At 52.9% G+C, this 26,788-nt stretch carries 20 protein-coding genes; 5 read left to right on the top strand and 15 right to left on the bottom strand.

The features are described from left to right. Positions 1-47: 47 nt before the first annotated feature. From mmsB to ACTUJZ_RS02665, 4 genes are read right to left on the bottom strand one after another with little or no spacing between them, the layout of a single operon-like run. Positions 48-941: a 3-hydroxyisobutyrate dehydrogenase gene (gene mmsB / locus ACTUJZ_RS02680; protein ID WP_463634716.1), complete on the bottom strand. Its 894-nt coding sequence runs from the start codon at positions 939-941 to the stop codon at positions 48-50. Further along, complete coding sequence (locus ACTUJZ_RS02675; RefSeq protein WP_463634715.1) at positions 938-2,077, bottom strand: enoyl-CoA hydratase/isomerase family protein; 1,140 nt, start codon at positions 2,075-2,077, stop codon at positions 938-940. The genes mmsB and ACTUJZ_RS02675 overlap by 4 nt, the downstream gene beginning before the upstream one ends. A 20-nt stretch (positions 2,078-2,097) precedes the next feature. Then, positions 2,098-3,252, bottom strand: coding sequence for an acyl-CoA dehydrogenase family protein (locus tag ACTUJZ_RS02670; RefSeq protein ID WP_463634714.1), 1,155 nt, complete (start codon positions 3,250-3,252; stop codon positions 2,098-2,100). A 10-nt stretch (positions 3,253-3,262) separates the two neighbouring features. Next, entirely contained in the window at positions 3,263-4,753 is a 1,491-nt protein-coding gene (locus tag ACTUJZ_RS02665) for a CoA-acylating methylmalonate-semialdehyde dehydrogenase (protein WP_463634713.1), read from the bottom strand. 255 nt (positions 4,754-5,008) lie between these two features. On the opposite strand from ACTUJZ_RS02665, the gene ACTUJZ_RS02660 reads away from it, so the two are divergent. Continuing rightward, positions 5,009-6,649 carry a response regulator gene (locus ACTUJZ_RS02660; RefSeq protein WP_463634712.1) on the top strand — a complete coding sequence of 547 codons (1,641 nt, stop codon included), beginning with the start codon at positions 5,009-5,011 and terminating at the stop codon, positions 6,647-6,649. Here the strand turns inward: ACTUJZ_RS02660 and ACTUJZ_RS02655 are convergent. After that, positions 6,606-7,478, bottom strand: coding sequence for an NAD(P)-dependent oxidoreductase (locus ACTUJZ_RS02655; RefSeq protein WP_463634711.1), 873 nt, complete (start codon positions 7,476-7,478; stop codon positions 6,606-6,608). The two genes, ACTUJZ_RS02660 and ACTUJZ_RS02655, sit on opposite strands and share 44 nt — an antisense overlap. Before the next feature lie 125 nt (positions 7,479-7,603). Between ACTUJZ_RS02655 and ACTUJZ_RS02650 the strand changes: the two genes are divergently transcribed. Beyond that, positions 7,604-8,593, top strand: a complete 990-nt coding sequence (locus tag ACTUJZ_RS02650) for a 2-hydroxyacid dehydrogenase (RefSeq protein ID WP_463634710.1) — start codon at positions 7,604-7,606, stop codon at positions 8,591-8,593. On the opposite strand, the gene ACTUJZ_RS02645 is transcribed toward ACTUJZ_RS02650, so the two are convergent. From ACTUJZ_RS02645 to ACTUJZ_RS02625, 5 genes are all read right to left on the bottom strand, one after another. After that, complete coding sequence (locus tag ACTUJZ_RS02645) at positions 8,590-9,336, bottom strand: methyltransferase domain-containing protein (protein WP_463634709.1); 747 nt, start codon at positions 9,334-9,336, stop codon at positions 8,590-8,592. The two genes, ACTUJZ_RS02650 and ACTUJZ_RS02645, sit on opposite strands and share 4 nt — an antisense overlap. A gap of 1 nt (position 9,337) precedes the next feature. Then, positions 9,338-10,093, bottom strand: coding sequence for a Nif3-like dinuclear metal center hexameric protein (locus ACTUJZ_RS02640; protein ID WP_463635229.1), 756 nt, complete (start codon positions 10,091-10,093; stop codon positions 9,338-9,340). 73 nt (positions 10,094-10,166) lie between these two features. After that, entirely contained in the window at positions 10,167-10,802 is a 636-nt protein-coding gene (locus ACTUJZ_RS02635) for a TetR/AcrR family transcriptional regulator (protein ID WP_463634708.1), read from the bottom strand. Positions 10,803-10,810: 8 nt separating this feature from the next. Beyond that, positions 10,811-11,827, bottom strand: coding sequence for a protease SohB (sohB, locus tag ACTUJZ_RS02630; RefSeq protein ID WP_463634707.1), 1,017 nt, complete (start codon positions 11,825-11,827; stop codon positions 10,811-10,813). Between the two features lie 146 nt (positions 11,828-11,973). After that, the gene (locus ACTUJZ_RS02625) at positions 11,974-14,571 is read right to left on the bottom strand and encodes a VolA/Pla-1 family phospholipase (RefSeq protein WP_463634706.1); all 2,598 of its coding nucleotides are present in this window, start codon (positions 14,569-14,571) and stop codon (positions 11,974-11,976) included. A 309-nt stretch (positions 14,572-14,880) separates the two neighbouring features. Here ACTUJZ_RS02625 and ACTUJZ_RS02620 point away from each other — a divergent pair, with 309 nt between their 5' ends. Beyond that, positions 14,881-15,627 (top strand): YciK family oxidoreductase, encoded by a 747-nt coding sequence (locus ACTUJZ_RS02620; protein ID WP_463634705.1) that lies wholly within the window; start codon positions 14,881-14,883, stop codon positions 15,625-15,627. A 90-nt stretch (positions 15,628-15,717) separates the two neighbouring features. Here ACTUJZ_RS02620 and glnS read toward each other — a convergent pair whose 3' ends face one another. Further along, entirely contained in the window at positions 15,718-17,385 is a 1,668-nt protein-coding gene (glnS, locus tag ACTUJZ_RS02615; RefSeq protein ID WP_463634704.1) for a glutamine--tRNA ligase, read from the bottom strand. A 218-nt stretch (positions 17,386-17,603) separates the two neighbouring features. On the opposite strand from glnS, the gene ACTUJZ_RS02610 reads away from it, so the two are divergent. Then, positions 17,604-18,629 carry a LacI family DNA-binding transcriptional regulator gene (locus tag ACTUJZ_RS02610; protein WP_463634703.1) on the top strand — a complete coding sequence of 342 codons (1,026 nt, stop codon included), beginning with the start codon at positions 17,604-17,606 and terminating at the stop codon, positions 18,627-18,629. Positions 18,630-18,643: 14 nt separating this feature from the next. On the opposite strand, the gene ACTUJZ_RS02605 is transcribed toward ACTUJZ_RS02610, so the two are convergent. Genes ACTUJZ_RS02605 through ACTUJZ_RS02595 form a run of 3 tightly spaced genes read right to left on the bottom strand, consistent with a single transcriptional unit; the run spans position 18,644 to position 23,718 of the window. Continuing rightward, positions 18,644-20,281 (bottom strand): alpha-amylase family glycosyl hydrolase, encoded by a 1,638-nt coding sequence (locus tag ACTUJZ_RS02605; RefSeq protein WP_463635228.1) that lies wholly within the window; start codon positions 20,279-20,281, stop codon positions 18,644-18,646. A gap of 60 nt (positions 20,282-20,341) precedes the next feature. Further along, positions 20,342-21,805 (bottom strand): MFS transporter, encoded by a 1,464-nt coding sequence (locus ACTUJZ_RS02600; protein ID WP_463634702.1) that lies wholly within the window; start codon positions 21,803-21,805, stop codon positions 20,342-20,344. Positions 21,806-21,840: 35 nt separating this feature from the next. Further along, a complete protein-coding gene (locus tag ACTUJZ_RS02595) occupies positions 21,841-23,718 on the bottom strand; it encodes a glycoside hydrolase family 13 protein (protein ID WP_463634701.1) in 1,878 nt (625 codons plus the stop codon). A 415-nt stretch (positions 23,719-24,133) separates the two neighbouring features. On the opposite strand from ACTUJZ_RS02595, the gene ACTUJZ_RS02590 reads away from it, so the two are divergent. Further along, positions 24,134-24,736 carry a hypothetical protein gene (locus ACTUJZ_RS02590; RefSeq protein ID WP_463634700.1) on the top strand — a complete coding sequence of 201 codons (603 nt, stop codon included), beginning with the start codon at positions 24,134-24,136 and terminating at the stop codon, positions 24,734-24,736. Positions 24,737-24,818: 82 nt separating this feature from the next. Here ACTUJZ_RS02590 and ACTUJZ_RS02585 read toward each other — a convergent pair whose 3' ends face one another. Beyond that, positions 24,819-26,714, bottom strand: a complete 1,896-nt coding sequence (locus tag ACTUJZ_RS02585) for an alpha-amylase family protein (RefSeq protein WP_463634699.1) — start codon at positions 26,712-26,714, stop codon at positions 24,819-24,821. Between the last annotated feature and the right edge of the window lie 74 nt (positions 26,715-26,788).

Raw genomic sequence — 26,788 nt, 5'->3', positions numbered from 1 at the left:
ACGAAATGTAAAGGCCGCCGGGGGCGCCCGGCGGCAAAGGTGAAGGGCTAATCGCGGTGGTTAAACAGCTCAAAAATGCTCGAAAAGTCTTTCTCGGCATAGCCGTGGCCCTGATGCAACCGATACAGACTTTGCGCGGCAGCGGCCAGTGGCGTGGCAGACTGGCTTTGCGCTGCTGCATCCATGGCCAGCGATAAATCTTTGTTCATCAGCTTAACCATAAAGCCGCCGGAGTAGTCTTTGGCACTGGGCACGTTGTCCATCACGCCAGGGCACGGATTGTACTTTTCAAGCGTCCAGTTACAGCCGGAGCTTTGCAGCATGATGTCACTCAGCACTTTAGGATCCAGTCCGTGGTCTATCCCCATTTGCAAGGCTTCGCTGGTGCCGGCCATCAGCACTGCCAACAACATGTTGTTGCATATTTTGGCCACCTGACCAGCACCCAGCGGGCCGGCATGAAAGATATTTTTACCCATGCATTCCAGAACAGGACGGGCAGACTTTACCGCGGTAGAGGTGCCACCCATGATAAAGGTCAGAGTGCCTGCCGCAGCGCCGGCAGTACCACCGGAGACGGGCGCATCCACAAAATGGCGTCCGGCCTGCTCCACCTTCTGGCCAACCTGGCGGGCAGTGGCGGCATCAATGGTACTGCAGTCGATGATTAACGCATTCTCTCGGGTGTGCGATAAAACGCCCTGCTGGTCCAGATATAAGCCTTTAACATGCGCTGCAGCCGGTAACATGGAAATGATCACATCAGCGTTTTTAACCGCATCATGGGCACTGTCAGCCGCTGTAGCACCTAACTCACAGGCCGCGTTGACCGCTGACGGGACCAGGTCGAATACCGTCACCTGATGCTTATGTTTGAGCAGATTGGCCGCCATCGGGCCCCCCATGTTGCCCAGACCGATAAATGCAATATGTGTTGTCATGCCTGTTCTCCCAGAGTGGCCAGAGGATGTTCATCAGCCGGCCACACCGGGCTGAAAAAATAATCCACAACATCGTCGGGCACCCGATTGACATCCGCAAATTTCCACTGCGGATCATTGTCTTTATCAATGAGCAGGGCCCGAATTCCTTCTTCAAATTCACCGTATTCGGCACAGCGGCACGAAATACCCAGTTCCATTTTGAAACACTCAGCTAGCGATAATGATTGGCCGCGCTGAATTTGCTGATACACCAGATGCGCGGTAATGGGCGAACCATTGGCCAGACTTTGCTGCGCTTTAGCCAGCCACTTATTGTCGGTGGCATCCATCGCCAGAATATTTTCAATAATGCCATCCAGCGTTTGTGCATCGCAGGCCTGGTCAATGTGGCTGCGCAGCGGGCTGATCTGGCTGGCAACCCGGTCGTCAGGATCACAACTATGAGCTTCTAAGCTTTTACTGATGGCCTGATGGATGGTGTCAGCATTAAGCTCACGCTCGGCCAATGCCGAAAGCACCGCCTGTTTATGTTGATGTTCACAGTAATGGTCGGCCAGCCCTACCTCCAAGGCATCGGTGGCATTGATGCTGGCGCCGGTCAGGCCTAAAAACAGACCAGTATGGCCTGGCATGCGCGGCAGAAAATAACTGCCGCCCACATCCGGATACAAGCCGATGGTGATCTCCGGCATAGCCAGACGAGACTGACTGGTCACCACCCGGTGAGACACCCCGGACAACAGCCCCATGCCGCCGCCCATGACAATGCCGTGGCCCCAGGCTATCACCGGTTTGTTATAGGTGCGTAAGGTGTAGTCGAGAGTGTACTCCAGAGTAAAAAAGGTTTTTACAAATGGCGGTACCTGATTGGCATTGCGTTGCATAGCCTGATACATGCTGACAATGTCGCCGCCAGCACAAAACGCCTTATCACCGTCGGCGTCCATTACGATAAATAACACGTCATCCCGGCGGGCCCAGGCATGCAGCGCGCCCAGCATAATTTCGGCCATTTCCAAATCCAGGGCATTGAGCGCTTTGGGCTTATTCAGTGTCAGCTGGCCAGCCACTTTGCCGTTGGCCAGCGGGATCTCATTTACCAGAACCGGTAAGGATTGTGTTGCATCACTCATGCATCTCTCCTGAGGGTTGATCAGAGCACTTCGCGTTCATCCGCAATCAGGCGGCGGCCAATAATGACCCGCATGATTTCGTTGGTGCCTTCTAATATCTGATGCACACGCACATCGCGTACATGCCGCTCCAACGGGTACTCTTTGATATACCCGTAACCACCGTGCAACTGCAACGCTTCATTACACACCGTAAAGCCGACATCAGTGGCAAAGCGCTTGGCCATGGCACAATAAGTGGTTTTATCGGCATCATTGTTATCCAGTTTCCAGGCGGCCAGCCGCACCATCTGGCGAGCTGCTACCAGCTCGGTAGCCATATCGGCCAGTTTAAACTGTAGCGCCTGAAACGCCGCCAGCGGCTTGCCAAACTGTTCCCGTTCCTGCATATAGTTGCGGGCGGTGTTTAGCGCCTGCTGCGCGGTACCTATCGAACAGGTGGCGATATTGATTCGCCCACCGTCTAAGCCCTGCATCGCCAGTTTAAAGCCTTCGCCTTCGTTGCCCAGCAGCCAGTCGGCCTGCAGCGCCACATTATCAAAGGTGATCATGCGGGTAGGCTGAGCATTCCAACCCATTTTTTCTTCGGCTTTGCCATAGGTAATCCCTTCCGCATCAGCCGGTACGGCAAAGGCTGAGACTCCTTTGGCCCCTTCCCCGCCGGTACGGGCCATGACAACCAGCACATCCGTGCTGCCAGCGCCGGAAATAAATACTTTGGAGCCGTTCAACACATAGCCGTTTCCGTCTGCCTTAGCAGAAGTTTTCAGCGACGCGGCATCAGAACCTGATCCTGGCTCAGTGAGGCAATAAGAAGCCAGTTTGTTGCCACTGACCAGTGCTTCACACCAGGTTTGCTTGATCGCATCGCTGCCCCAGGTGGCAATCATCCAGGTGGCCATATTGTGAATGGTCAGCATGGCCGTGGTGGTGGTACAACCCATGGCCAGTTGTTCGAAGATAATGGAGGCATCCAAACGGCTTAAACCTAAGCCGCCGGCTTCTTCCGGGCTGTACAGGCCACAAAAGCCAAGCTCGCCAGCCTGGCGAATGGCTTCCACCGGAAAATGATGTTCCTGATCCCAGCGCGCAGCATTAGGAGCCAGTACTTCCTGGGCAAACTGGCGCGCAGTATCGGCAAAGGCTTGTTGGTCATCGGTCAGTTCAAAGTTCATAACTACCTCTTTATCCGAGCGAAATCGTCATATTCGGGCCACCCGGGATATCATCTTCCAGCCAGCGCGAGGTGATGGTTTTGGTTTCGGTGTAAAAACGAATGGCCTGCTTGCCATAGGCATGTAAATCGCCATAGAAGGACTTTTTCCAACCGGTGAAGGAGAAAAATGGCATCGGTACCGGGATCGGAATATTGATGCCCACCTGACCTACCGTCACATTGTGCTGATATTTGCGCGCGGCCGCCCCGCTGTTGGTGAAAATGGAGGTACCGTTACCATACGGGTTATTGTTCACCAGAGTAAGCGCCTCATCCAGGCTATCAACATTCATCACCGACAACACCGGGCCAAAGATCTCTTCTTTGTAGATATCCATGTCAGCGGTGACATCACTAAATACTGTGGGACCGACCCAGTTGCCATTTTCATAACCGGCAACTGTGCAGTCAGAGCCATCGACCAGGCAGGTCGCACCCTGATCTTTGCCTGATTGAATCATTTTGAGCACGCGCGCTTTGGCTTGCGGGCTGATCAGTGGACCAAATGCGGAGTCTTTGTCTTCCCAGGGGCCTGGCTTAACCGCTTTGATGCGCTCAGCCAGCTCTGGGATCCAGGCTTGCGCCTCACCCACAAAGACCGCTACAGAAATCGCCATACAACGTTGCCCGGCAGCGCCTACAGAGGCCCCGACCAGATTATTTAGCACATGCTCTTTGTTGGCATCGGGCATGATCACGGTGTGATTTTTGGCACCGGCAAAGCACTGGGCACGTTTCATATGATCGGTGGCGGTGCGGTAAATATGCTGGCCCACAGGTACTGAACCGACAAATGAGACGGCATGGATATCCGGGTGGGTCAACAGCGGTTCTACCTGATCTTTGCCGCCATGGATGACGTTGAGCACCCCGTCTGGTGCACCGGCTTCTTTGAACAGCTCAGCCAGGCGCATAGGCGTCAGCGGATCCTGCTCAGACGGTTTCAAAATAAAGGTATTACCACAGGCAATCGCCAGCGGAAACATCCATAAAGGGATCATGGCCGGAAAGTTAAATGGCGTAATCCCGGCACACACGCCCAGTGGTTGGGTGTAGCTGTAAGTATTAATATTGCGCGCCACATTTTCAGCTGTTTCGCCCATCATCAGCGAAGGCACATTCATGGCTTGTTCTACCACTTCGATACCACGCCACACATCGCCCATGGCATCGTCGAAGGTTTTACCGGTTTCGGTGGCCAGTGTTTTGGCGATATCTTTTTGATGTTGTTTAAGTAGCGCCTGGTAGCGCATCATCAAACGGGCCCGCTCGGACACCGGGACCTCTTTCCAGGTGGCAAACGCGGTTTTGGCCGCACTAATGGCCTGTTCGATTTCATCGCTGGTGGTACACGGAGTTTGTGCGATGACTTCGTTATTGGCCGGATTGGTGACATCAATATATTGCGTTGCGTCAGAACGCTTGAACTCACCGTTAATTAAAATAGGGACCTGTTTCATGACTGATTTCCTTCCTGCTTAGGCATACTGACACATTAACGCTGCCTCTCCTTGACGTAAACGTTAACCATCAACGTGAGGTTGTTTTTATGTAAAGATAATGTGACATAATTCTGTAGCCTTGCCCAGCCTGCTGGGTCAAGTCGGGTGCCTGATTACCATATTGGTATAAAAAAGTTGCAGGTAAAGGCAGGCAGACTGCTTGCAATGCTCTATACTGCTGGCATTACTGTTGTACATCTACCATGGGCCAGCATGCCGTATCGCCTTGCCATCGTTGAAGATAATGCCACCGCACGGGCCAACCTGCGCAGTCACTTACTGCGCCTGGGGGATTTTGAGGTCAGCAGTTTCAGCTCGGGCCAGGAACTAAAGGCCGCCCTACGCCGTCAGCATTTTGAATTGGTGGTGTTTGATTATTATCTGGGCGCGTCAAAAACCGGCGTGGAATGGTTGCAGCATCTGCGGCGCAGCAAATTTTTACGGCCCAGTACCGGCATTGTGTTTTTAACCTCTGACCGGGTAGCGCAAACCATTGGCCAGATTATCGATTGTCAGCCGGATCTGCTGCTCATCAAACCCTATAATTTGCAAACCTTGTCGCGAGGCCTCAATCAGTATCTGGCGTATCGCCAGTATGCCGAGCCAGCGCTACAGGCGATGGATGAGGATAATCCGGCTCGTGCATTGGCCTTGTTGGAACACAGACTACAAGGCGAGGTCCCCGCCCGTATCCGCAATGATCTTTACAAACTCAAAGCCCAGTTGTTGTTTGATGCCGGTCATATCGTGCAGGCCCGCGCGCTGTATGAAGCCATTTTGATCGACTGCGACAAGGTATTGTGGGCGCAGTGGGGGCGCATCAAATGTTTTTACCGGGAAGGCAACTGGGCCGGCTGTAAGGGCGACCTGGATGCCCTGATCGGCAGCGAACTGGCGCGGGAAAAAGCCTTTGAATGGCTGGCCAGCCTTAGCTTTGAACAAGAAGCCTATCAGCAAGCCGAATATTATCTGGACCAAATCAGCCCCAGTGCGCTGAGCGTGCCTGCCACCCGTTTGAAATCTCTCACCTATCAGCGCCAGCAACGCCCTCTTGAGGGCATCGAGTTATTGCAAAAACAGCGTAATGCCAATCGCGATGCCACTGACCGCTTTAACGAACTGACGGTGGAACTGGCTGAATTTTACCTGGCCATTGCTGAGCAACAGCCGCTAACCAATCGTGAAGAGAGCTTAAGCCAGGCGCGCCGCTTACTGGGCATTGCCGGGCGTCACACCAGTGATGCTCAGGCCAGCCAGAAGCGCACCCTGCTGATGGCTTATACAGCGTTGCTGGAAGATGCCCCGCAACGGGCGAGAAACCTGATGAAAGACACCGCACCAGAACATTTTGGCCGCACCGACGCCGGCACGCTGATTACCGGGGCCAAGGTCTTTCAGGGCTTGGGGCTGGGCGAGCAGGCCCGGCAGTTACTGAGCCAGGCACACAGTCGTAATCGTTCGACCTTGAGCCTGGCTGAGCAAATCTTTCATCAGGCCAGCCTGACGCACACCGAACATCAGCTGGGTCTGGCCTCCGAACAGGCCTTTGAGCTGAATAATCAGGGCACCGCGCTGTTTGTTAAAAAACGTTATCTGGATGCGTTGTATTATTTTTATCAGGCTTACAAGTTGCTGCCAAACACCCCGGCATTAGGCCTCAACCTGCTGCACTGTCTGCTGGAAGCCGGCCATAGCGGCTATCGGAGCCTGTCGGTAGGGCAATTGCTAAACGCTTTGCAAAGCCTGCCGCATACCGACTCGGGGCGCCAGCGACTGGCGCAGTTACGCCGCCAGGTTCGGCAACAGCAGACTAACGGCCGGACGAAGCCGGCTGCAGCCGGGTCAACAGACTAGACGTATCCCAGCGGCCGCCACCGGCTTTTTGCACATCTGCATAATACTGATCCACCAAGGCAGTAAGCGCCAGGGTCGAGCCATTGCGCCGCGCTTCGGCCAGCGCAATAGCCAGATCTTTACGCATCCAATCCACTGCAAAGCCAAAGTCATACTGATTGTTAAGCATGCTGGCAGCACGATTATCCATCTGCCAGGACTGGGCAGCTCCTTTACTGATCACATCGACCACCTGCGCACAATCCAGCCCGGCCTGCTGACCAAAGTGCAGCGCTTCGGCCAGACCCTGGACCACGCCGGCAATACAGATCTGGTTCATCATTTTTGCCAGCTGGCCACTGCCGGCATCGCCGATCCGCTGCACATGGCGGGCATAAGTGCTCAGCACCGGGCGGACCGCGTCAAATACTCCCTGCTCGCCGCCTACCATAATAGTCAAGGCACCATTTTGCGCGCCCTGCTGACCTCCCGACACGGGGGCGTCCAGCCAGCCAATATGCTTGACCTCTGCTTGATCTGCCAGTTTGCGCGCGGTATCGGCTGAGGCGGTAGTATGATCAATCAGCACACTTTTTGGCTGCATGACCGCCAGGGCCTGGTCGGCCACACTGAGCACATCCTGATCATCGCCCACACACATCATCACCACTTCAGCATCTTCTACCGCAGCGGCAATAGACGGTGCCAGATGCCCGGCATAGTCTTTACACCATTGCTCCGCCTTGGCCCGCGTGCGATTGTATACAGTGACGGCGTAACCGGCGGTGGCCAGATGCCCGGCCATGGGGTAGCCCATCACACCCAGCCCTAAAAATGCGACTTTTTTCATACCTGATTTCCTGGTTTTGCTGCCTACACTTAGCCGGCAGTGACATCAATGCACAAATCATTGATTTTTGCTGAGACTGTGTCAACACTTTACCTGTACACAATGACTAACTTTAAGGAGGGTTAATGGCAACAGCGGTGGCAGTTTTCAGTGCCAAGCCCTACGATGAAAATGTATTAGAGGTGGCAGCTAAGGGCCAGCCACTGACCCTGCATTTTTTTGCCCTGCCGCTGAATCCACAAACAGTGCACTTGAGTCAGGGCATGGACGCGGTGTGTGTGTTTGTCAATGATGAACTCAGTGAGCCGGTACTGAATCAACTGGCGCGCCTCGGTGTGCGTCAGATTGCTCTACGCTGTGCCGGCTTTAATCAGGTGGACATCCCTGCAGCTAAAGCGCTGGGGCTGCAAGTGTCGCGGGTGCCTGCTTACTCGCCGCATACCGTAGCAGAACATACCCTTGCATTGATCTTAACCTTAAATCGCAAAACTCACCGCGCCTACAACCGGGTTCGCGAAGGCAATTTTGCGCTTCAGGGGCTGCTAGGATTTACCCTGCATGGCAAAGTTGCCGGGGTCATTGGTACCGGCCACATCGGCGCGGCCTGCGCGCGCCTGCTGCTGGGTTTTGGTTGCAAGGTGCTAGCCTGCGATCCGCAACCCGACCCAAAGCTGGCGCGCGATGGGGTCAGTTATGTGGGACTAAGTACTTTATTAACTTGTGCCCATATCGTTACACTACACTGTCCACTGACCGCAGATACCCGTTATATGATTGATGCCAGCGCGCTTAGCCAGATGCCCCGCGGGGCGATGCTTATTAATACCTCGCGCGGCGCTCTGGTGGACACGCGCGCTGTGGTGGCAGCGCTAAAAAGCGGTCAATTGGGTTATCTGGGTATAGATGTGTATGAACAGGAAGGGCCACTGTTTTTTGCCGATCATTCTGACGATATCATTGATGATGATCTGTTTGGCCGCCTCACCACCTTCCCTAACGTACTGGTTACTGGTCATCAGGGCTTTTTTACCGCTGAAGCATTGGCTGAAATTGCGCAGACCACCATCAGTAATCTGTGTGCAGCCCGCCTGCCGGACGCCAACCGGGTGGTTTAGGCTTTCTCCAGCATCAGGTGAAAATATTTGCCCAACCAGCAAAATGGCGCCTGACTGCCATAGGTGCGCTCCAACTCTAACAGCTGCGCAAAAACCGCCTCATCGTTGGGTTTGTCTTTCATATAATCATGAAAACAGCGAATGCCGGTTTGCGCCAGGACCCGAAATCCACATGCCTGAGCCTGTTCAATTACCTCGGCCGGGCGCAATGCATTGGTGGGGTTAAGCCGCACCTGGTTTTTAACCTTGAGGCCGCGGGCAATATAGTCAAAATTGCCATACACCGCGTTGGTAAACAATGCCGCATCGCGATTATAAAAACTTAAGCTCAGCCGGCTCCCGCTTGGCATATGCATCGCCAGGTGGTCGATGGCGGCCAGCGGCTCGGCCAGCCATTCGAGCATGGCATGGCAAACCACCAGATCATACTGGTTAAAATCAGTGATGTGCTGAAACGGGGCATGTTCAATCGTGACTGCCGGATAGTCAGCAAGCAGCTCACGCGCCAGCGCCAGAATTTCTGCCGAGGCATCGGTCAGGGTAACCTGATGACCTGAGTCGGCCAGGGCTTTGGTCATAATGCCAGAGCCACCACCCAGCTCGATGATACGACTCGGGGATGTCAGATAAGGGGCCATGGCCTCCAGTAACAGCAGATGACGTAGTCGCCCTTTCGTGGTGCCATAAATATTGCTGACAAATTTATCCGCAATATCGTCAAAATAACGATCAGTGGCTTTCATATCAGGCCGGGTTATCTACATCGATAAAGATGACATCCAGTTGCAGATTGTGCTGCAGGTATTCCCCCACGGCCTTTACACCATAGCGTTCTGTAGCATGGTGGCCGCAGCCAAAATACTGGATCCCCTGCTCGCGCGCACTGTGGGTAGTCTGCTCTGAAATTTCCCCGCTGATAAAGGCATCAATGCCCAGCGCGGCAACCTGGTCGATAAAGCCCTGCCCGCCGCCGGTACACCAGGCCAGGGTGCTAATGGTGGTATCCGGATCGGCCACCTGGATCACACTGCGGCCCAATGTTGATTCCAGCTTGTCGGCCAGCGCCTGCGCTGTCAATGGTTTAGGCAGGCTGGCGTGAAACACAATGCCTTCTGGTTCAATACCCTGCAGCGGCGCCGCCTGAGCAATATCCAGCACCTTGGCCAGTTGGCTGTTATTGCCCAGTGTAGGGTGGATATCAATCGGCAGATGGTAGGCATACAGGCTGATATCATGAGTCAACAAGGCTTTCAGGCGGCGCTGTTTCATACCGGTGATCACCGGTGACTCGCCTTTCCAGAAATAGCCATGATGGACCAGGATCGCATCAGCCTGACGCTCGATAGCCGCATCAATCAGCGCTTGCGACGCGGTCACACCGGTGACAATACGCTTAATTTTATTTTTGCCCTGCACCTGCAGCCCATTGGGGCTGTAGTCTTTGACTAACTGTGGTTTGAGCAGGCCATCCAGGACCCGGGTTAATTCATTGGCGGTAATCATAGTCACTCCGAAAAATCATACTGCCCCAGTGTATCACTGCAGCGTCAAGGTGTCTGTGGCGAGAGGCCGCTTAGCTTGCGGTGAGCTGGCCGGCAATTCCATTGGCGACAAAAGGGATAAGATGTTCGATCACCCCAGCCACATCCACCTGCTGATTAAAATCGGACTGGGCAATCTGAGTCAGGGCACTGCTTGAGGACAGCGAAAACACAAAGGCCCCCATGGCAAAATGCAGGCGCCAGAATAGCACTTCATCACTGACACCGGGCAGGCGTTGATGAATATGATCCAGCAAGCTGCCGATAGTCTGGCCATAATGCTGCAATAAAAACCGACGCAAGTGACCTTGTGTTTCGTTGTACCCTCGCCCCAATAGCATCACAAATCGGGCGGTGCCATTGGGCTGTAACTGATTCAGTTCGAGCATCGGCTGCATCAGGGTGCGCAGTAAGGCCTCGATGCCTGGCTGGCCGGTTTGATGACTGGCCTGGGCCAGCACAGTATCCACACGTGGCATCAACACATCAAAATAGCGTTTAAACACTGCCTGAATAAGATTCTTCTTGCTGCCAAAATGATAATTTACCGAAGCCAGATTGACGCCGGCCATGCCGGTGATGGTACGCATGGAGGTTTGGTCAAAGCCCTGTTCAGCAAACAGGGCTTCGGCATGGTCCAGGATCTGAACCTTAGTTGGTTTGGTCATGAGCGTGATTAATAAAACCAGGTCCGGGCCTGACTCCACAAGCGCATCATTTGCTGTTGCGCCACATTGGCAAACGACATCCCCAGTTTTTCCGCCATATTTTTCTTTTGGCTGTATTTGACGCTGAAGATTTGTTTGTTGGGATAAGCCGACAAAATATAATCATCTGAAGTCATAATGGTATCGATAAGGCCCAGTTCTTTGGCTTTGATGCCAGGCCAGAACTCACCGGTGGCCACTTTTTCGATATCCATGTTCTGGCGCTGCTCACTGACCCAGTCTTTGAACAACACATGGATTTCTTCGATTTCCTCGCGGAATTTTTCCCGCCCGTCATCGGTATTTTCTCCAAACACGGTCAGCGTACGCTTGTAGGCACCCGCGGTGTGTTGCTCAAACTCTATATCGTTCTTTTTCAGCAACTTGTGAAAATTAGGCAATTGCGCCAATACGCCGATAGAGCCGATGTAGGCAAAGCGTGAGGCCATCAGTTCGTCAGCCACGCAAGCCATCATGTACCCGCCACTGGCAGCCACTTTATCCACTGACACTGTCAGTTTCAGGCCTTTATCTTTGATTCGGTGCAATTGTGCAGCCGCCAGGCCATAGCCGTGTACCACACCGCCGCCGCTTTCCAGTTTAACCAGCACTTCGTCCTGCTCATCAGCCACACATAAAATGGCGGTCACTTCTTCACGCAGCCGCTCAACTTCGTGGGCATCCATAGAGCCTTTGAATTCAATCACAAACAGGCGCGGTTGTTGTTGCTGGTTAGCCTCTTCCTGCTTAGCGTCCTTTTTTTGCTGCTTAGCCAGTTTTTTCAGACTGGCTTTGTCCAGTAATACAGAACGCGCATACTGAGTGATATCTTTAAGCTGCTCATTCAGCGACGCAATTTCCAGATGACCTTTCCCAGGTTTTTGACGGTTGGCGGCACCCACAATGGCAGCCACAACCACCACAATGGCAACCACCAAGGTTACCGCTTTGGCTAAAAATAACCCGTACTCGTACAGAAACTCCACTGTCGACTCCTGCTTATGTTGTCATGCTACAGTTGTAAAAAATCAACCACGAAGTGTATCAGTGTTCACTCAAAATAACGACAGCCAGACACCTGATACAAAAAAAAGGCCAGCAAATGCTGGCCTTAGATGACTTACCGGGCAACTTAGTTTGCCACAACATCCGGATTGCTGATTTGGATGGTGGTGCCTTCAGTGGCGATATAGGTGGCCACCTCACGTTGCATCTCTTCGGTAGTTGCCGCGCTGGCAACCGGGCTCAGACTCGAGCCATGCGCACCCTCGGTAAAACGCACCTGACCGGATACCGGATCACCGGTTACTGTACTGCTTACCTGCTGCAGGCCAATAATGGCCGCCAGCGGGTTCTGGCCAGACAATGGCAGGCTGGTAGTCGGCGGAATGACCTGGTCAGGTTTATTAGCTTCACTGCCATCACCTACCACGGTCATCATATGCACCGGTGTGGTCTGGCCCAGCTGCACCGCGTAATTGTTCGGGTCAGCTGCATCCAATACGGTTTGCGCAGCAAAGGCAAACTCGCCCAGAATCCCTGCGATTTCTGCCGCCTGCGCAGGCGTTAGTGCAGCTTCAAACTGGCCTACTGCCGCAACCAGCTCTTCGTTGGAGACCTCGGTGCTGCCATACAATTGGGTTAGCAACCCCTGGAATTCGGCCGAAGCCTGGCTCAATAAGGTGCCTTTAATCAAGGGGCCAAAGCTGGGTGACTCAATCAAAAATTGCGCCACACCACCACCGGGCGATTCCAATGAAGCCACATTGACCGCGTAGGCACCGTCCAGTGCGGCCAGCTCATCCCCCATGCTGGTATTAGCCACCGCCGCAAAGTTACCGCCGGTCATTGCCCCTAATGACACACCCATCACCGACACATTGCTCACATCCAGGTTTACATTGTCACCAGTGGTGTTGTCGGTCAGCGCATTCATACCTAAACGCAGGCCTAGCAGGTCTGCCACACTCTGGCGCAAGTTATCCCGCGCGGTAGGCAAATTGGCCAGGTTCATATAATGCGTGGCAGTGACAGTGGTGGCATTAATATCATCGGTACCATCCATATCCACATCAAAGCCGCGCGAACCGTGTAACGGATGATCGATGGCCACCGATGCAATTCCTGCCAGAGCCAGGGTACCTGTAATCGCCAGCATATCTTCTTTTTGGCGAGTAATACCATGATACAAAATCACTACCGGCCAACCGGCTTCTGGCTGCGCAATGGTAAAGCCAAGTCCAGCCGCTACCGCCACATCGGGCACTGTGACCTGCACATCCAGCTCCTGCATGGTTGTGGCTTGCGGAACCGGGTTGAAGCGAGTGATATTGCGCGCGGGATCCAGTTTTTGGCCATTCACACGTAAATCGGCCAAACCCAGTTGCTGACACAATGCATTGTTAGGGCCAGGCTCTGCGCCTGCCAGCACTTCATCAGGTGCTCCTGCCAATACAATGCCGCTGTCACAGGCTGCCTGCCAAAAATCGGTGACCGGTGCCATCGGATTATCGGTAGACGGCACGCCCAAGTAATACGGTAAGGTAATGCTGCCTTCGTACCGCTTGGCGGCGCAAAAAGAGCCGACTTCGGCCAGAATGGCACCAGATAAGCCCACAGCAAAATCATTTAACTGACCATAGGTGCCGGCAGAGCCACCGGCTGCGGTGGTCAGCAGACCGCCACAGGTTTGCAAGCCATCAAAGCCGCCGGCGGCTAAGGTTGCATTGATTGCGCCCGCGGTTCCGGCATCCAGCCCGGCGCTATCAATCGCCGAGGCTACCGAATCTGCCAGCACTTCATCACTTACCAGGTTTAAGGTTTCCATGGCATTAGTAGGGCCTTGCGGGTCACCTACTGTTAATTGAGGTAAGGACTCGCCGGCTGCCGGGTCACCGCCCGCCACACGCACCGCATAGGTTGAGATAGCCACTTTTTTCAGTGCCGCTAGCGACTGGCCGGCAGACTGCGTGGTAAAGGCCGACACATAAGTCAATTCATCACGGCTGAAGCCTGCGCCTTCCAAAGGAGTGATATAGGTATTTACCAGGGTTTGCAAACGCAGCTGAGCCTCAGAGGATAATGGCAGCGTGTTGATATCCTGCTTTACCAGATCCCAGGTGGTCGAGCCTTTGACTGGTTTACCGCTGTCATCTTTCAGGCCGGTGGTCATCACCAGCATATAGCCTTGAGCGGATTTAAGCGGCTTAAGTGGGATCACCGAAATGGTGTCATTGTCCACTAGACGAAGGGTGTAATCGGTACCAAATACCAGCGCATCGCCGACTTTACAGCCAGACGACGGAATTTCGGCAGCCGCACAATCCGGGTCACTCTGGTCAAGGCCCAGGGTGGCTTCATGAATAAAGATACCGTCAGCCAGTGTACTTTCGTCAATGGCAGTGGCTCCGGGGGTGTCGATATCAATCACAAACGGATGCTGAGTTGACCAGCCATCCAGGGTATTAAGTGCTACTTTTGGATCGCCAAAATCCGTAGGATCGTCTACCGGAATATTTAGCGTATAATCAAAAAAGCCGTCATCCCCTGGCAGCATTAATAAATCGTTAGGGGTGTTTAGATTGCCATTGGCAGGGTCAAACACAATACGGGAAAAGGGGGTTTGATCCGGAGTGCTTGCTTCAATTTCGTCAAACGAATCGTCCGAGCCGCCGCACCCTGCTAGGCCCAGTGCCATGGCGACACTGGAGCTGATAAGTAGTTTTCTCATTGTTTCTCCCTAAGACTCATTGTTTTTATTGTCTGTCTAAAACCTTGTGGTTGGCTCCCTGCCGAAAAAGAGCAGCCCGATACCGCTTAGCAAACCCGATTTTAAACATGTAAGACCAGTTTGTTATATCGCAATCTTATGGACTTTGCAGCAACTTTGCAAAACTTTGTTAACTTTTTATTTTCTTTATTTTTCCCGGCCGCTTCCGCGCTTTGTAAAGGCGGCTTTTTGCTGTCGGGCTGACAGGCTGGTATCCGTGCTGGCAGCCACGTATGATAATTATTCTTTTAGCAACCAAATGAGATAAGCATGCACGATTACCAGGCACCCGAAGGATTGTTAACCGACAAAGTGATTCTGGTGACCGGGGCTGGCGATGGGATCGGGGCCGAGGCGGCCAAAACCTATGCCCGCTTTGGTGCCACCTGTATTTTGCTAGGCCGCACTGTGAGTAAGCTGGAAACAGTCTACGATACCATTGTGGCCGAGGGTGGCCCTGAACCAGCCATTGTGCCGATGGATTTAAACGGCGCTACTGTAAAGGATTATCAGGACATGGTGCGCACCATCGACGAGCAATTTTCACGGTTAGACGGCGTCTTACACAATGCCTCCTTATTAGGGCATTTGAGTGCGTTTGAAGATATCCCGGAAAACGAATGGCGGGATGTGCTTAATGTGAATGTGACCAGCGCTGCCTTGATGACCCAGGCCTTGTTGCCGGTACTGCGAAAGGCCAGCCAGGCGTCAGTGATTTTTACCAGTTCTGGCGTGGGCCGCCAGGGCCGGGCTTTTTGGGGCACCTATGCAGTGTCTAAATTTGCCACCGAAGGCATGATGCAAGTGCTGGCGGCTGAGCACAAACAGCGCTCCGTACGGTTTAACTGTATCAATCCTGGCGGCACCCGCACTGATATGCGTGCCAAGGCGTTTCCGGCAGAGGATCCACAAACCTTAAAAACGCCAGCGGATATCATGCCGCTGTATCTGTATTTGATGGGCAGCGACAGTGAAACCGTGAATGGCCAGTCACTGGATTGTCAGCCTAAACACTAGCAGCGCATACCTTAGGCTATTAGCTTGCAACACGAAAAAAGGCCACTGCGTTGCAGTGGCCTTTTTAGTATCAGATTTGTTGGCAGTGGCCTAATCGTTGGCGATTTTAGCCCAGGTGTCACGCAGGCCGACAGTCTGGTTGAATACCAGTGTCTGCGCGTTGCTATCTGCATCCCGACAAAAATAACCGGTACGCTCAAACTGCCAGTTGGACTGGCTGTCATCGCTTGCCAGGCTGGCCTCGGCAAAGCCTTTTTTCACCACTAGTGAGTCCGGGTTGATGGCATCAACAAAGTCGTCCTGCGCTGCTGGGTTTGGCACATTAAACAAGCGGTCATACAAGCGGAATTCGGCTGGGGCTGCAGTGCGCGCATCTACCCAGTGGATCACGCCCTTGACCTTGCGGCCATCAGCCGGATCTTTACCCAAAGTATCGGCGTCGTAGGAGCAATAGATGGTGGAGACATTGCCCTGCTCGTCTTTGTCGACCCGCTCGGCTTTAACCACATACGCATTACGCAGACGCACTTCTTTGCCTAACACCAGGCGCTTGAATTTTTTATTGGCTTCTTCACGAAAATCGTCGGCTTCGATCCAAATCTCACGGCTAAAAGAGATCTCGCGTTGCCCCATGCTTTCATCGTTAGGATGATTAGGCGCATGCAGGGTTTCGCTGGCATCTTCGGCCAGGTTTTCAATCACCAGTTTGACCGGATTCAGCACTGCCATGGCGCGCGGCGCATTGACGTTCAAGTCATCACGAATACAGGCTTCCAACATGCCCATTTCGACCATGTTATCCATCTTAGTCACACCGATACGCTTACAAAATTCACGGATAGCACCCGGTGTATAACCGCGGCGGCGTAAACCGGCGATGGTTGGCATACGCGGATCATCCCAGCCACTTACGTGCCCTTCGTCCACCAGTTGGATCAGGCGACGCTTGCTCAGCACCGTGTATTCTAAGTTCAGGCGCGAAAATTCGTACTGACGGGGCTGGGCATCGATAGTGATATTGTCAATGACCCAGTCATACAGACGACGGTTGTCCTGAAACTCCAGCGTACACAATGAGTGGGTGATCCCTTCGATGGCATCTGAGATACAGTGGGTGAAATCGTACATGGGGTACACACACCACTTATCCTGGGTCTGATGATGATGGGCAAACTTGACGCGATAGATCACCGGATCACGCATGCACATAAACGGCGACGCCATATCAATCTTGGCGCGCAGGCTGCATTGTCCTTCTTTGTACTCACCGGCAGTCATTTTGGCAAATTCCTGCAGGTTGGTTTGCACATCGGTATCCCGATAGGGGCTGTTGGTACCCGGCTCGGTCAGGGTGCCGCGCATTTCACGCATCTGCTCGTGGCTGGAAAAATCCACATAGGCCAGCCCTTTTTCGATGAGCTCCACCGCAAAGCCGTGCAAGCGGTCAAAATAGTCTGACGAATAGCGCGCCTCGCCATTCCATTCAAAGCCCAGCCACTCCACATCCTGCTTGATGCTATCTACAAACGCGATGTTTTCTTTTTCCGGGTTGGTATCATCAAAGCGCAGATTACAGGTGCCCTGATAATCTTCGGCGATGCCAAAGTTCAGGCAAATCGATTTTGCATGCCCAATATGCAAAAAACCATTTGGCTCGGGCGGAAAACGCGTTTTGATCTGCTGATGTGCACCTGCAGCCAAATCTTTATCGATAATTTGCCGGATAAAATTGGTCGGACGAATTTCAGTCTCCGCCATTCGCGAATTCCCCTTAATAAATTTCATTTTTTAATTAAACCGCCGCAGTATAACATCCCGCCTATGAAGGTGATATTTTTTCGTGATCTGCGCGGCTTAAGTGCTCAATATATCGGCAACGCGCAGGCCAGCCTACGGTAACATGCAAGGCGTGTGGCATACTTATGCTATGGTAGCGCCATCTGGTAGGCCCTCTACCTTGGTAATAACAAGAGACTATGAAAGAAAAAGCCACGTCCTTTGACATCGCCCACCGCGCCGGTGTCTCTCAATCTACAGTATCGCGCGCCTTAAGTAACAGCCCGCTGGTCAGTAAGGCTACCCGGGACAAAATTCAGGAAATTGCCCGACAGCTGAACTATCAGGTGGATAAAAATGCCAGTAATCTGCGCAAACAAAAAAGCAGTACCCTGGCGCTATTATTGTTTGAAGACCCTACCACCGATGACTCATTGATAAACCCGTTTTTCTTATCCATGCTCGGCAGTATCACCCGGGCCAGCGCCAGTGCCGGGTATGATTTGCTGGTGTCTTTTCAGAATATGCAAAATGACTGGCATGCCGAATACGAAGATTCCAATAAAGCCGATGGCATCATTTTATTAGGCTATGGCGAATACAGTGCTTATCGCAGCAAGCTTGACCAGCTGGAACAGCAAGGCACCCGCTTTGTCCGCTGGGGTGCGCAGGATAAAGCCCATCCGGGGGTCAATATTGGCTGTGATAATTTTCAGGGGGGGCAGGCGATCACTCGTCACTTGCTGTCGCTAGGTCATCGTTCCTTTGTATTTATCGGTGATAATGGTGAGGATGCTCCGGAATTTCGCGCCCGCTATACCGGCTTTGTGCAGGCGCTGCATGATCATCAGCTCAATCAGGCTGACTATCAGCAGGTGGCGGCACATTCCACTGAAGCCTCAGGTTTTGCTGCCATGCAACAGTTGTTGGCGCAACATGCTTTGCCTCAGGCCATTGTGTGTGCTTCGGACTTAATCGCTATTGGCGTGCTCGATGCGTTGCGCGGTGCCGGGCTGCGAGTGCCCGAAGATGTGGCGGTGGTCGGGTATGACAACATTCCCATTGCCGGCTATACCACGCCAGGGCTGACCACCGTGCGTCAAAATACAGTGTTGGCCGGTGAGTTGCTGGTCAACACCCTGATAAAAGCCATCAACAAACAACCGGTGGAGGATTATCTGATGCCGGCTGAGCTAGTGATACGCAGCTCCTGCGGCGCATCCTAGCCCACTGCGCCAGCCTATTGGCGGCGCATCTGTTCTTTGACCTGGCTGACCAGCTCAGGCTGGGTAACCGCCTCATCTAACACCCAAACCTGCACGCCGTTGGCCGCTACCTGAGTGGTCAGGCTGCCACCTTCAGTTACTGTCTGGCTATTACCACTAACCTGCTCTACCCAGCTACCGGGCTGCACATACTGGCTGACGGTTTTGTCCGCCGCCTTATCGCCTTTGTTCAGCAGCACCAGGGCTATCTGGCTGGCCTCGGCATCCTGCACAATACGGTAGAACACCGCCGTATTTTCATCAAAATCTACATTAACCTGCAAGCCGCGCTGTAGTGCTGGGGTAGCTTTGCGGATATTGGCAATGGTTTTCAGCGGCTGATAAATCGGGTGGCGCGGCGCCGTATCCAGATTATCCTGGCCCAAATAGTTGCGATTGCCTTCATGTTCGCCTGTGCCACGCATAAAGCCGATTTCCGAACCCTGATAAACTACCGGGATCCCGCGCACGGTAAATAACCAGTTGTGGGCATTGATAAAGCCGGTGTCGCTGGCATCCATCCGCGGCATGTCATGATTATCGTAGAAGGTAGTCAGCTCATACGGATTGGCATACGGACCGTGGGTCAGGTGCAGTACTTCGGCCAGTTTCGAATAGTCACCACCGTCTTTACCGAATACCTCGTTCATGGCTTTTTGCATGGGAAAATCGAGCACACTGACGCCCCCATTTTTGGGCAGAGTATGCTGGGCGATAAAATTGGCATCGTAGACAAAGCTTTCACCAAACATAAAAAAGTCCGGGTGTTCGGCACGCACGCGGTCTGACATGGTACGCCAAAAATCGTGGCTGACATGGCGGATAGTATCGATTCGAAAGGCATCGGCGCCCTGCTCAATCCAATACAGATAGGCATTGATCAGGTAATCCTGCACATCTGGGTTGCTGTCATCCAGGTTCGACAATTCGGCCAGATCCGGTACCGGATAGAAAAATGCCTGCAGCGGGTCACTGGTGTCCAGTTCGGTGGGGTGCAGATTTTTGTGGTCTGCCACCAGGGTGCCATTTTGATCGTACAGCTCGCCATAGCCAGGCTGATCTTGTGGCATGGTGTAACTGGGTGAGCCATGGTTGGCCACAATATCAAACACCGACTTTAAGCCGTACTGCTCGCGCATGGCAGCGGTGTAATCCTTATAAGTAAGATTATCACTGACCAGATGCTCATCTTCTTTGTAAAAGTTAGTGGCCCAATAACCATGATAGCCGGCTTTGCCGCCATCTTTGAACTGTCCGCCATAAGTTATTTGCTCACTGCCGGTAAAGTGCTGATCCGGGTTATCCAGTACCGGCGTCAGCCATACTGCAGTAAAGCCCAGCTCTTTAATGTAGCGGGCGTTATTCAGCACGCCCTGTAAGTCACCGCCCATGTAGCCCACATTAGCAAATTTGCCGTCGGGGCCGTCCAGGCGCAGATCCCAGGTCGGATACTCGCCGCCCTGCTCTTCATAATTATTGTTGGGGTCGCCGTCGACAAAGCGATCGGTAACCACAAAATAAATGGCTTCTTTGGCAAAAGGTTCATCAGTGCCCTGGATCACCAGCTCGGGCGCGCTGCTGGCCGGCGTACCGGTTTGATTACAACCGGCCATGACCAGGCCCACGCCCATGGCCAACAAGGTTTTAGAAAACTGCTTCACACTTTCACTCCTTTATACCGGGGAGGCAGGAGGCTGTTCAGGCTCCTGCACAAAAAAGACCGAAACCGCACCGGCGAGCATGGAGACACCCGCCACCACAATGATGTATTTGGCTTCGTTATCAAACAAATAACTTAAGATGGCACCAGAGAACAACCCGGCCACAATTTGCGGCACCGCCACGGTGAAATTAAAGATCCCCATATACACTCCCGTTTTTTGCGGTGGCAACGCCCCGGCCAGCATGGCATAGGGCATCGCCAGGATGGCCGCCCAGGCGATACCAATTCCGATCATGGGCAGCAACAGTTTCACCGCTCCCATGGGCACGGTCACCTCGGTAATAAGCAGGTTGACATTAACCAGGGTCAGGTCCTGAAACACCAAAAAACTGATATAGCCCAGGCCGCCTAATAGCAGCGACAGGCTATAGATAAACTTGCGGCCAAATTTGTCGGCCAGGCGGGCCAAAAAGACAGAAAAGATCGCGGCAAATACCGAGTACGCGGCGAACAGAATGCCCACCCAGTCACCGGCGGCGCCTTTGGCAATGACGATGCTTTCCGGCACCATGGGCACCGATGCGATGTAGCTGGGGTCGAACCATTTTTTGTCCACATTCCAGATATGCTGGGTGATAGCCGGGGTGGTATAAACCCACATGATGTACAGCGCAAACCAGGAGAAAAATTGCACCACCGCCAGTTGCTTCATGGTAGTGGGCATATTCACCACCAGTTTGCCGAACTCGCGCAAACGAACGCCCACGGGAGGCTTGTTTTCAGGTAGCGGCTCTTCCTGCACATTTTTGTAGTGATTGTATTCTTTGGGGGCATACTCTTTGGTGCGGATCACTGTCCAAATCACGGTACCCAGCAATACGGTGGCGCCGATATAAAAGGCCCAGACCACCGAAGGCGCCACTTCGCCCAGTTGCGCAGTATTTTCCAGCCCTACCACATTGGTCAGCACAAACGGCAGAATTGACCCGATGACCGCACCAATATTGATCAGCAGCGACTGCACCGAATAGCCAATATTACGCTGCTCGGGGGGCACCATGTCTGACACCAGCGAGCGAAAAGGCTGAAAACAAATATTAAACGAGGCGTCCATTAGCGCCAGCATCAGCGCACCAAAAATCATTGGCGCCATAAAGGCGACAAATAGTGGCGCATTGGGCATCAAAAACATGCCAATGGCTGCGGCAATAGCACCGGCTAAGATAAATGGCCGCCGCCGCCCCAGCCGATTCCAGGTACGATCAGAAGCCGCCCCCACAATGGGCTGAATAAGCAGGCCCATGATGGGCGCCACCAGCCAGAACAGCGACAGCGAGTGCAGGTCGGCGCCCAAATCGGACAAAATGCGCGACACGTTGGCATTTTGCAAAGCAAAACCAAATTGTACGCCCAAAAAACCAAAGCTGACATTCCAGATTTGCCAGAAATTTAGTCTGGGTTGTGTTGTATGCATAGCTACCACTTATTATCGTTATAGATAGAAAAAAATTATTGAATCAACCACACACCGGCGCTTTGCGCAGAAACGCTTAGCGTCCCGTCTGCCAGCTCGGTTTGTGTCTGGCTGCCCCAGTGGGTGGCTTTTTCAGCATGGCCTAACTGGTCAACAAAACGAGCCAGATCCAGGGTTACCTCATGGCTATTTTTGTTCAGCACCACCATGGCCGATTCATCAAACTCACCGCCTTCACGAAAATACACATACACGCCATCTTTAGGCACATAGTGAACAAACTGCCCCTGGGTGACCACCGGATGGGCCTGGCGCAGAGACAGTAATGATTTCATCCGTTGTTGCGCTTTTTGCTGCTGAGGGTCCAGCCCTTCACCGCTAAACCCGTTACGCGAATCGTTTGGCCAGCCGCCGGGAAAGTCCTGCCGGATAATGCCATGATCGGTATTGTCCGGGTTAGCCATCAACAGTTCGGTGCCATAATATACCTGCGGAATGCCCCGCGCGGTCAATAAAAAGGTCATCGCCATATCCCATAGCGGGTAGGATTCGTCCAATTGGGTATAAATCCGGCTCATGTCATGGTTATCGCCAAAGATCACAAGGTTATACGGGTCACCGTAAATAAAATCCCCTGCTAGCAGGTTGTACAAGGACACTAACCCGGTGCCCCAGCTTTCATCCTGGGTCAGTGCATCTACCAGGGTGGCCTGTAACGGAAAATCCATCACACTGGGCAAGGCTGATTCGTAGCCGTCGGCACGGTAAGAGCCGGCCTGCCAGTAAGCTGTTATCACCGGGTTGGTGGTCCATTCTTCACCTACAATGTTCAGGTTGGGGTATTCCTGCATCAGCCGCGTGGTCCACTGCGATAAAAAATCTTTATCCGAATACGAATAGGTGTCCACCCGGATGCCGCTCAAGTTAGCATATTCGACCCACCAAATGGCATTTTGAATCAGATAGTTAGCCAGATACGGATTTTGTTGATTCAGATCGGGCATGGTGGGTACAAACCAGCCGTTGCTGAATGCCTGCTCATCAGCCAGAACGCCGTGGGGATCGTGTAATACTTCGCGACGGTGGGTGGTCGGCGTGAACTCACCATTATTATTAATCCAGCCCAATGCTGGTTTGTCAGTCATCCATAGATGACCGCTGCCAATATGATTGAGCACCATATCCATGATGATGCCAATATCCTGTTCGGCAGCAGCATCGCTGAATTTTCGGTACAGGGCATTGCTACCGTAACGAGGATCAATCTGATAATAGTCGGTGGTGGAATAGCCATGGTACGAATAAGCATCCATTGCATTTTCTAATAGTGGCATCGACCAAATCTGGGTAAAGCCCATCTCGGCGATATAATCTAAGTGCGCCAGCATACCCTGAATGTCACCGCCATGACGGCCACCCGGCGCGCTACGATCCAGCCCTTCAGCATAGCCGGTCATCTGGTCGTTGCTGGTATCACCATTAGCAAAGCGGTCTGGCGTCACCAGATAAATGGTATCGGTCTGATCAAACCCCTGGCGCTGGGCGCTGCCCTTTTCGCGTGCGGCAATGGTGTAGGTATGGGTGTAGATGACCTGCCCTTCTTGCACAAATTCCAACGTATAATCACCGGGTCGGGTATTACGCAAATCCACATCTACAAATAAATAATTAGCGCTGTCCAAGGCCTGGGTGGCGGTGATATTGAGACCCGGCTGGGTAGCGCGCACGCTGGCATGGGCCACATCGGGGGCATGCACCATTAACTGCAACTGGGGCTCGGCCATCTTTGCCCACCAGTGTGGCGGCGAGATCTGCAAACCGGCCTCATCAGCCGGCGCTGCGGCGTGTACACTGAGTGCAGCCAGTGCGCCCAAAGCAAACACAACCCTGCCGGAAAAAGTAAAACGCTGCATGTTAATCCTTATTCGAATTGTTAACGCCAACTACACAAAGCGGCCAAACCAGGTTAACAGGATGTTACCCTTTGTGGTTGTGGTCTACCAAGGTTTTGCATACGTATTCAACCGCTGGAACGCAGGGAATTGCGCACACATTTTTGTCCTTTTTCATGCTGGCCTTTGTTACGCGTAACTATGTAACCATTTGTTTATATTTAGTGTTAAAAATTTGGCTGCCTGTTACGCGCTGTTCTACACTTATTGTTTAGCAATAAGTTGCTAGTAAAAAGATTCGGCGCCAGCACGGTTGTGCTGGCATCTGGCACTGTTGGCTGTAGAAGCGGTTAGCCACCCCACCAGAGCAGGACGCAGCCGACCATGTTGTGCGGATGAGCGATCCTGGAGTGGGATGTTTTGTGAAGGATTGGTTATGTTAAACCCAACAATTTTAAATCTTGCCAACACGCTTAATGCTTTTCATCCGACCTCACCGGTAAGCTACCTGCAGGTAGCCCATTTTTGCCGGAATGTGTCGCTGGATATTCTTAAGCGCATGACCCGTGATGTGGAAATTTCGCAGGGCCAGGCAGGCCCCAACCCGGCTATCATCCAAAAAGATGCGCATACCATCGAACATCAGGGCGGCTGCTTGCTGACCGAAGTCAAAGGCGTACCCAAAGCCGCCGGCCAGCATTTTGTGGCCTATCAAACTGATGAGCAATGCAAGGCGCGGCTGATGGCCATGGCCCAGGGCTGCGAACGCAACAATTGTGTGTTGTTGTGCGATATTGCAGCTAATGCCCGTTATCTGGCACTGCCGGCCAAGGTGGATGCCAGTACGCTCTCGGAAGCCGACTTGCAAACCTATGACAGAGGTATTGATGATATACTGGTGCGGGTAGAACGGGAGTTTATTTCGTTTAGCAAGCTGTATGATGTAGGCGGCTCGCCCACCGGCTGGCTAACGGAAAAAGTCTCGCTCAATCAAATCTATGAAAACGATCAATTGCTGGTAATTCAAACCCACCACTAATAAAAAAGGCAAGGTCAGATAGACTGGCCTTGCCTGTTTCTCAGCCGCTGACCGTCAACGACACGTATATTGGAATGTGTGGCTATTTTCCTGCGGTGATTTCCACCACCACTGACGCATTCGGGGCCAGGCGATAATCCAGCAACCATTGCTGGCTCTGTGCTTCAAGTGGCAGTGTCTGTCCGGTCAATAAATCCCGGGCCTGCACCGGCCCCTGGTTTTTCACCGCATCCGGTACAGCGGCTGCCACATTCACACTTCCGGAGGCTTCTGCCTCGCCTAAATTGCTTACCACCACCAGCGGTTTGTCTGCATGGGTGCGGGCAAAGCTGTATACAGTGTCCGGATGGCTAGCCTGCGTGTGCGCTTGTTGCAATGACACAAACGGGCTTTGCATCGACGGGTGGTAGGCCGCGATATTCATAACCTGGCTATAATAGCGGCGTAGTTGCGTTTCACTGTCGGTTAACTGGCCGCCATCAAATTGATGATCATTCATCCAGCGTTGATGCGCCGGTACTCCGGCATAATCAAAGATAGTGGTTCGTGACGGATCGCCAAAACCGGTTTCCTCACTGCCATCTTCCCCGACTTCCTGACCAAAATAAATCATGATTGGTGCAGCACTTTTTAGTGCCGAGATCACCAGGGCGGGTTTTCCTTTGGCTGCATCACCGGCAAATTCCCGGCTGGCAATGCGCTGTTCATCATGATTTTCCAAAAAGTTCAGCATCGCCGGGGCGATATCGGCCACCTGCTGATTGGCGTCATCCAGTACCGCCGTGGATGCCTTACCCTGCATCACTGCCTTTAGCGAATCATAAAAACCCACTTTGTCGTACAGATAATCCATTTTTCCCAGGTGCAGATAGTCGCGGTAACGGTCCGGCTGATAAACCTCGGCAAGCAAAAATGCATCAGGATTTTTGGCTTTAATCGAAGCATTCAAAAAGGACCAGAATTCTACCGGCACCATTTCGGCCATATCAAAACGAAAGCCGTCAACACCTTTGTCCAGCCAAAACAGCGCGATATCACGCATCTTGTACCAGGAATCGGGCAGATCTTTATTTTCCCAAAAGGCCAGATGCGCAGCATGGTCTTGGTCGGCATAAGTCTCTGGCAGGGTCGCAAAATCGTAGCTGCCGTCTGGCTTTACGCCATAGTTAATTTTAACGGTTTCATACCAGTCATTTTTATCTGGCTGAGCCGCCCGTGCGCCATTCCCGGTCCACTTGGCCGGCTGTTCGTCAAACAGGCCATCCTCGCGGGGATGACCGGCACCGCCGGTAGGAGAAAACCCGTCTGGATGAGCCGGCACTTTAAAGGCCTCACCCGGCACATAATAAAAATTGTTATCGCGCTGATAGACCTGACTGGTATCGTCACTGGCCCCTAACGGTTCAACACCATCAGGTGCACTGATGGATTCATACTGGCGGGCCACATGGTTGGGTACAATATCAATGATCACCTGCATGTCATTAGCATGAGTACGAGCGATCAGGGCTTCGAACTCCGCCATACGGTTAGCCGGGTCGGTGGCCAAATCCGGGTCAACGTTGTAATAATCTTTAACCGCATAAGGTGAGCCGGCGCGGCCCTTGATCACATCCGGATCATCTAACGATATTCCGTAGGCTGTGTAATCAGTGGCGGTTGCATGGTGTGGTACACCGGTGTACCAGATATGAGAAACCCCCATGGCGTGAATTTCGGCCAGGGCCTGGTCGGTGAAATCAGCAAATTTGCCTACGCCGTTTTGCTCGATGGAGCCCCACGGTGCGTTGGTTGTATTGGTATTGCCGTAAAGGCGGGTAAAAACCTGATAGACCACAGGTTTGACATGTTCTACTGACATGGTTTGCTCCCCGGCCACCGGTTGCTGCTGATCAGCCGGTGTATGACAGGCAGCGAGGCCGAGTCCGGCTGTGGCAAGTGTCACAGCCAGCCAGCTTGCGCGAAGTTTTACAGGCATAACTAACGTTCCTTTTACATCCTATCAACATAGGCCAAGGATACCGTTATTTAGCGCTGTGCTCCTATCGTCTG

The sequence above is a fragment of the Alteromonas sp. WD8-37 genome (assembly GCF_055326825.1).
This window is presented reverse-complemented; position numbering and strand designations above follow the sequence as displayed.

Bases quoted from the DNA above. Each gene is read 5' to 3' on its own strand.
- ACTUJZ_RS02610 (WP_463634703.1), top strand. From the start codon at position 17,604: ATGAAAGAAAAAGCCACGTCCTTTGACATCGCCCACCGCGCCGGTGTC.
- ACTUJZ_RS02660 (WP_463634712.1), top strand. From the start codon at position 5,009: ATGCCGTATCGCCTTGCCATCGTTGAAGATAATGCCACCGCACGGGCC.
- ACTUJZ_RS02645 (WP_463634709.1), bottom strand. From the start codon at position 9,336: ATGAAAGCCACTGATCGTTATTTTGACGATATTGCGGATAAATTTGTC.
- ACTUJZ_RS02620 (WP_463634705.1), top strand. From the start codon at position 14,881: ATGCACGATTACCAGGCACCCGAAGGATTGTTAACCGACAAAGTGATT.
- ACTUJZ_RS02650 (WP_463634710.1), top strand. From the start codon at position 7,604: ATGGCAACAGCGGTGGCAGTTTTCAGTGCCAAGCCCTACGATGAAAAT.
- ACTUJZ_RS02625 (WP_463634706.1), bottom strand. From the start codon at position 14,571: ATGAGAAAACTACTTATCAGCTCCAGTGTCGCCATGGCACTGGGCCTA.
- ACTUJZ_RS02675 (WP_463634715.1), bottom strand. From the start codon at position 2,077: ATGAGTGATGCAACACAATCCTTACCGGTTCTGGTAAATGAGATCCCG.
- ACTUJZ_RS02635 (WP_463634708.1), bottom strand. From the start codon at position 10,802: ATGACCAAACCAACTAAGGTTCAGATCCTGGACCATGCCGAAGCCCTG.
- ACTUJZ_RS02585 (WP_463634699.1), bottom strand. From the start codon at position 26,714: ATGCCTGTAAAACTTCGCGCAAGCTGGCTGGCTGTGACACTTGCCACA.
- ACTUJZ_RS02590 (WP_463634700.1), top strand. From the start codon at position 24,134: ATGTTAAACCCAACAATTTTAAATCTTGCCAACACGCTTAATGCTTTT.
- ACTUJZ_RS02655 (WP_463634711.1), bottom strand. From the start codon at position 7,478: ATGAAAAAAGTCGCATTTTTAGGGCTGGGTGTGATGGGCTACCCCATG.
- ACTUJZ_RS02605 (WP_463635228.1), bottom strand. From the start codon at position 20,281: ATGGCCGGTTGTAATCAAACCGGTACGCCGGCCAGCAGCGCGCCCGAG.
- ACTUJZ_RS02665 (WP_463634713.1), bottom strand. From the start codon at position 4,753: ATGAAACAGGTCCCTATTTTAATTAACGGTGAGTTCAAGCGTTCTGAC.
- mmsB (WP_463634716.1), bottom strand. From the start codon at position 941: ATGACAACACATATTGCATTTATCGGTCTGGGCAACATGGGGGGCCCG.
- ACTUJZ_RS02600 (WP_463634702.1), bottom strand. From the start codon at position 21,805: ATGCATACAACACAACCCAGACTAAATTTCTGGCAAATCTGGAATGTC.
- ACTUJZ_RS02595 (WP_463634701.1), bottom strand. From the start codon at position 23,718: ATGCAGCGTTTTACTTTTTCCGGCAGGGTTGTGTTTGCTTTGGGCGCA.
- glnS (WP_463634704.1), bottom strand. From the start codon at position 17,385: ATGGCGGAGACTGAAATTCGTCCGACCAATTTTATCCGGCAAATTATC.
- ACTUJZ_RS02670 (WP_463634714.1), bottom strand. From the start codon at position 3,252: ATGAACTTTGAACTGACCGATGACCAACAAGCCTTTGCCGATACTGCG.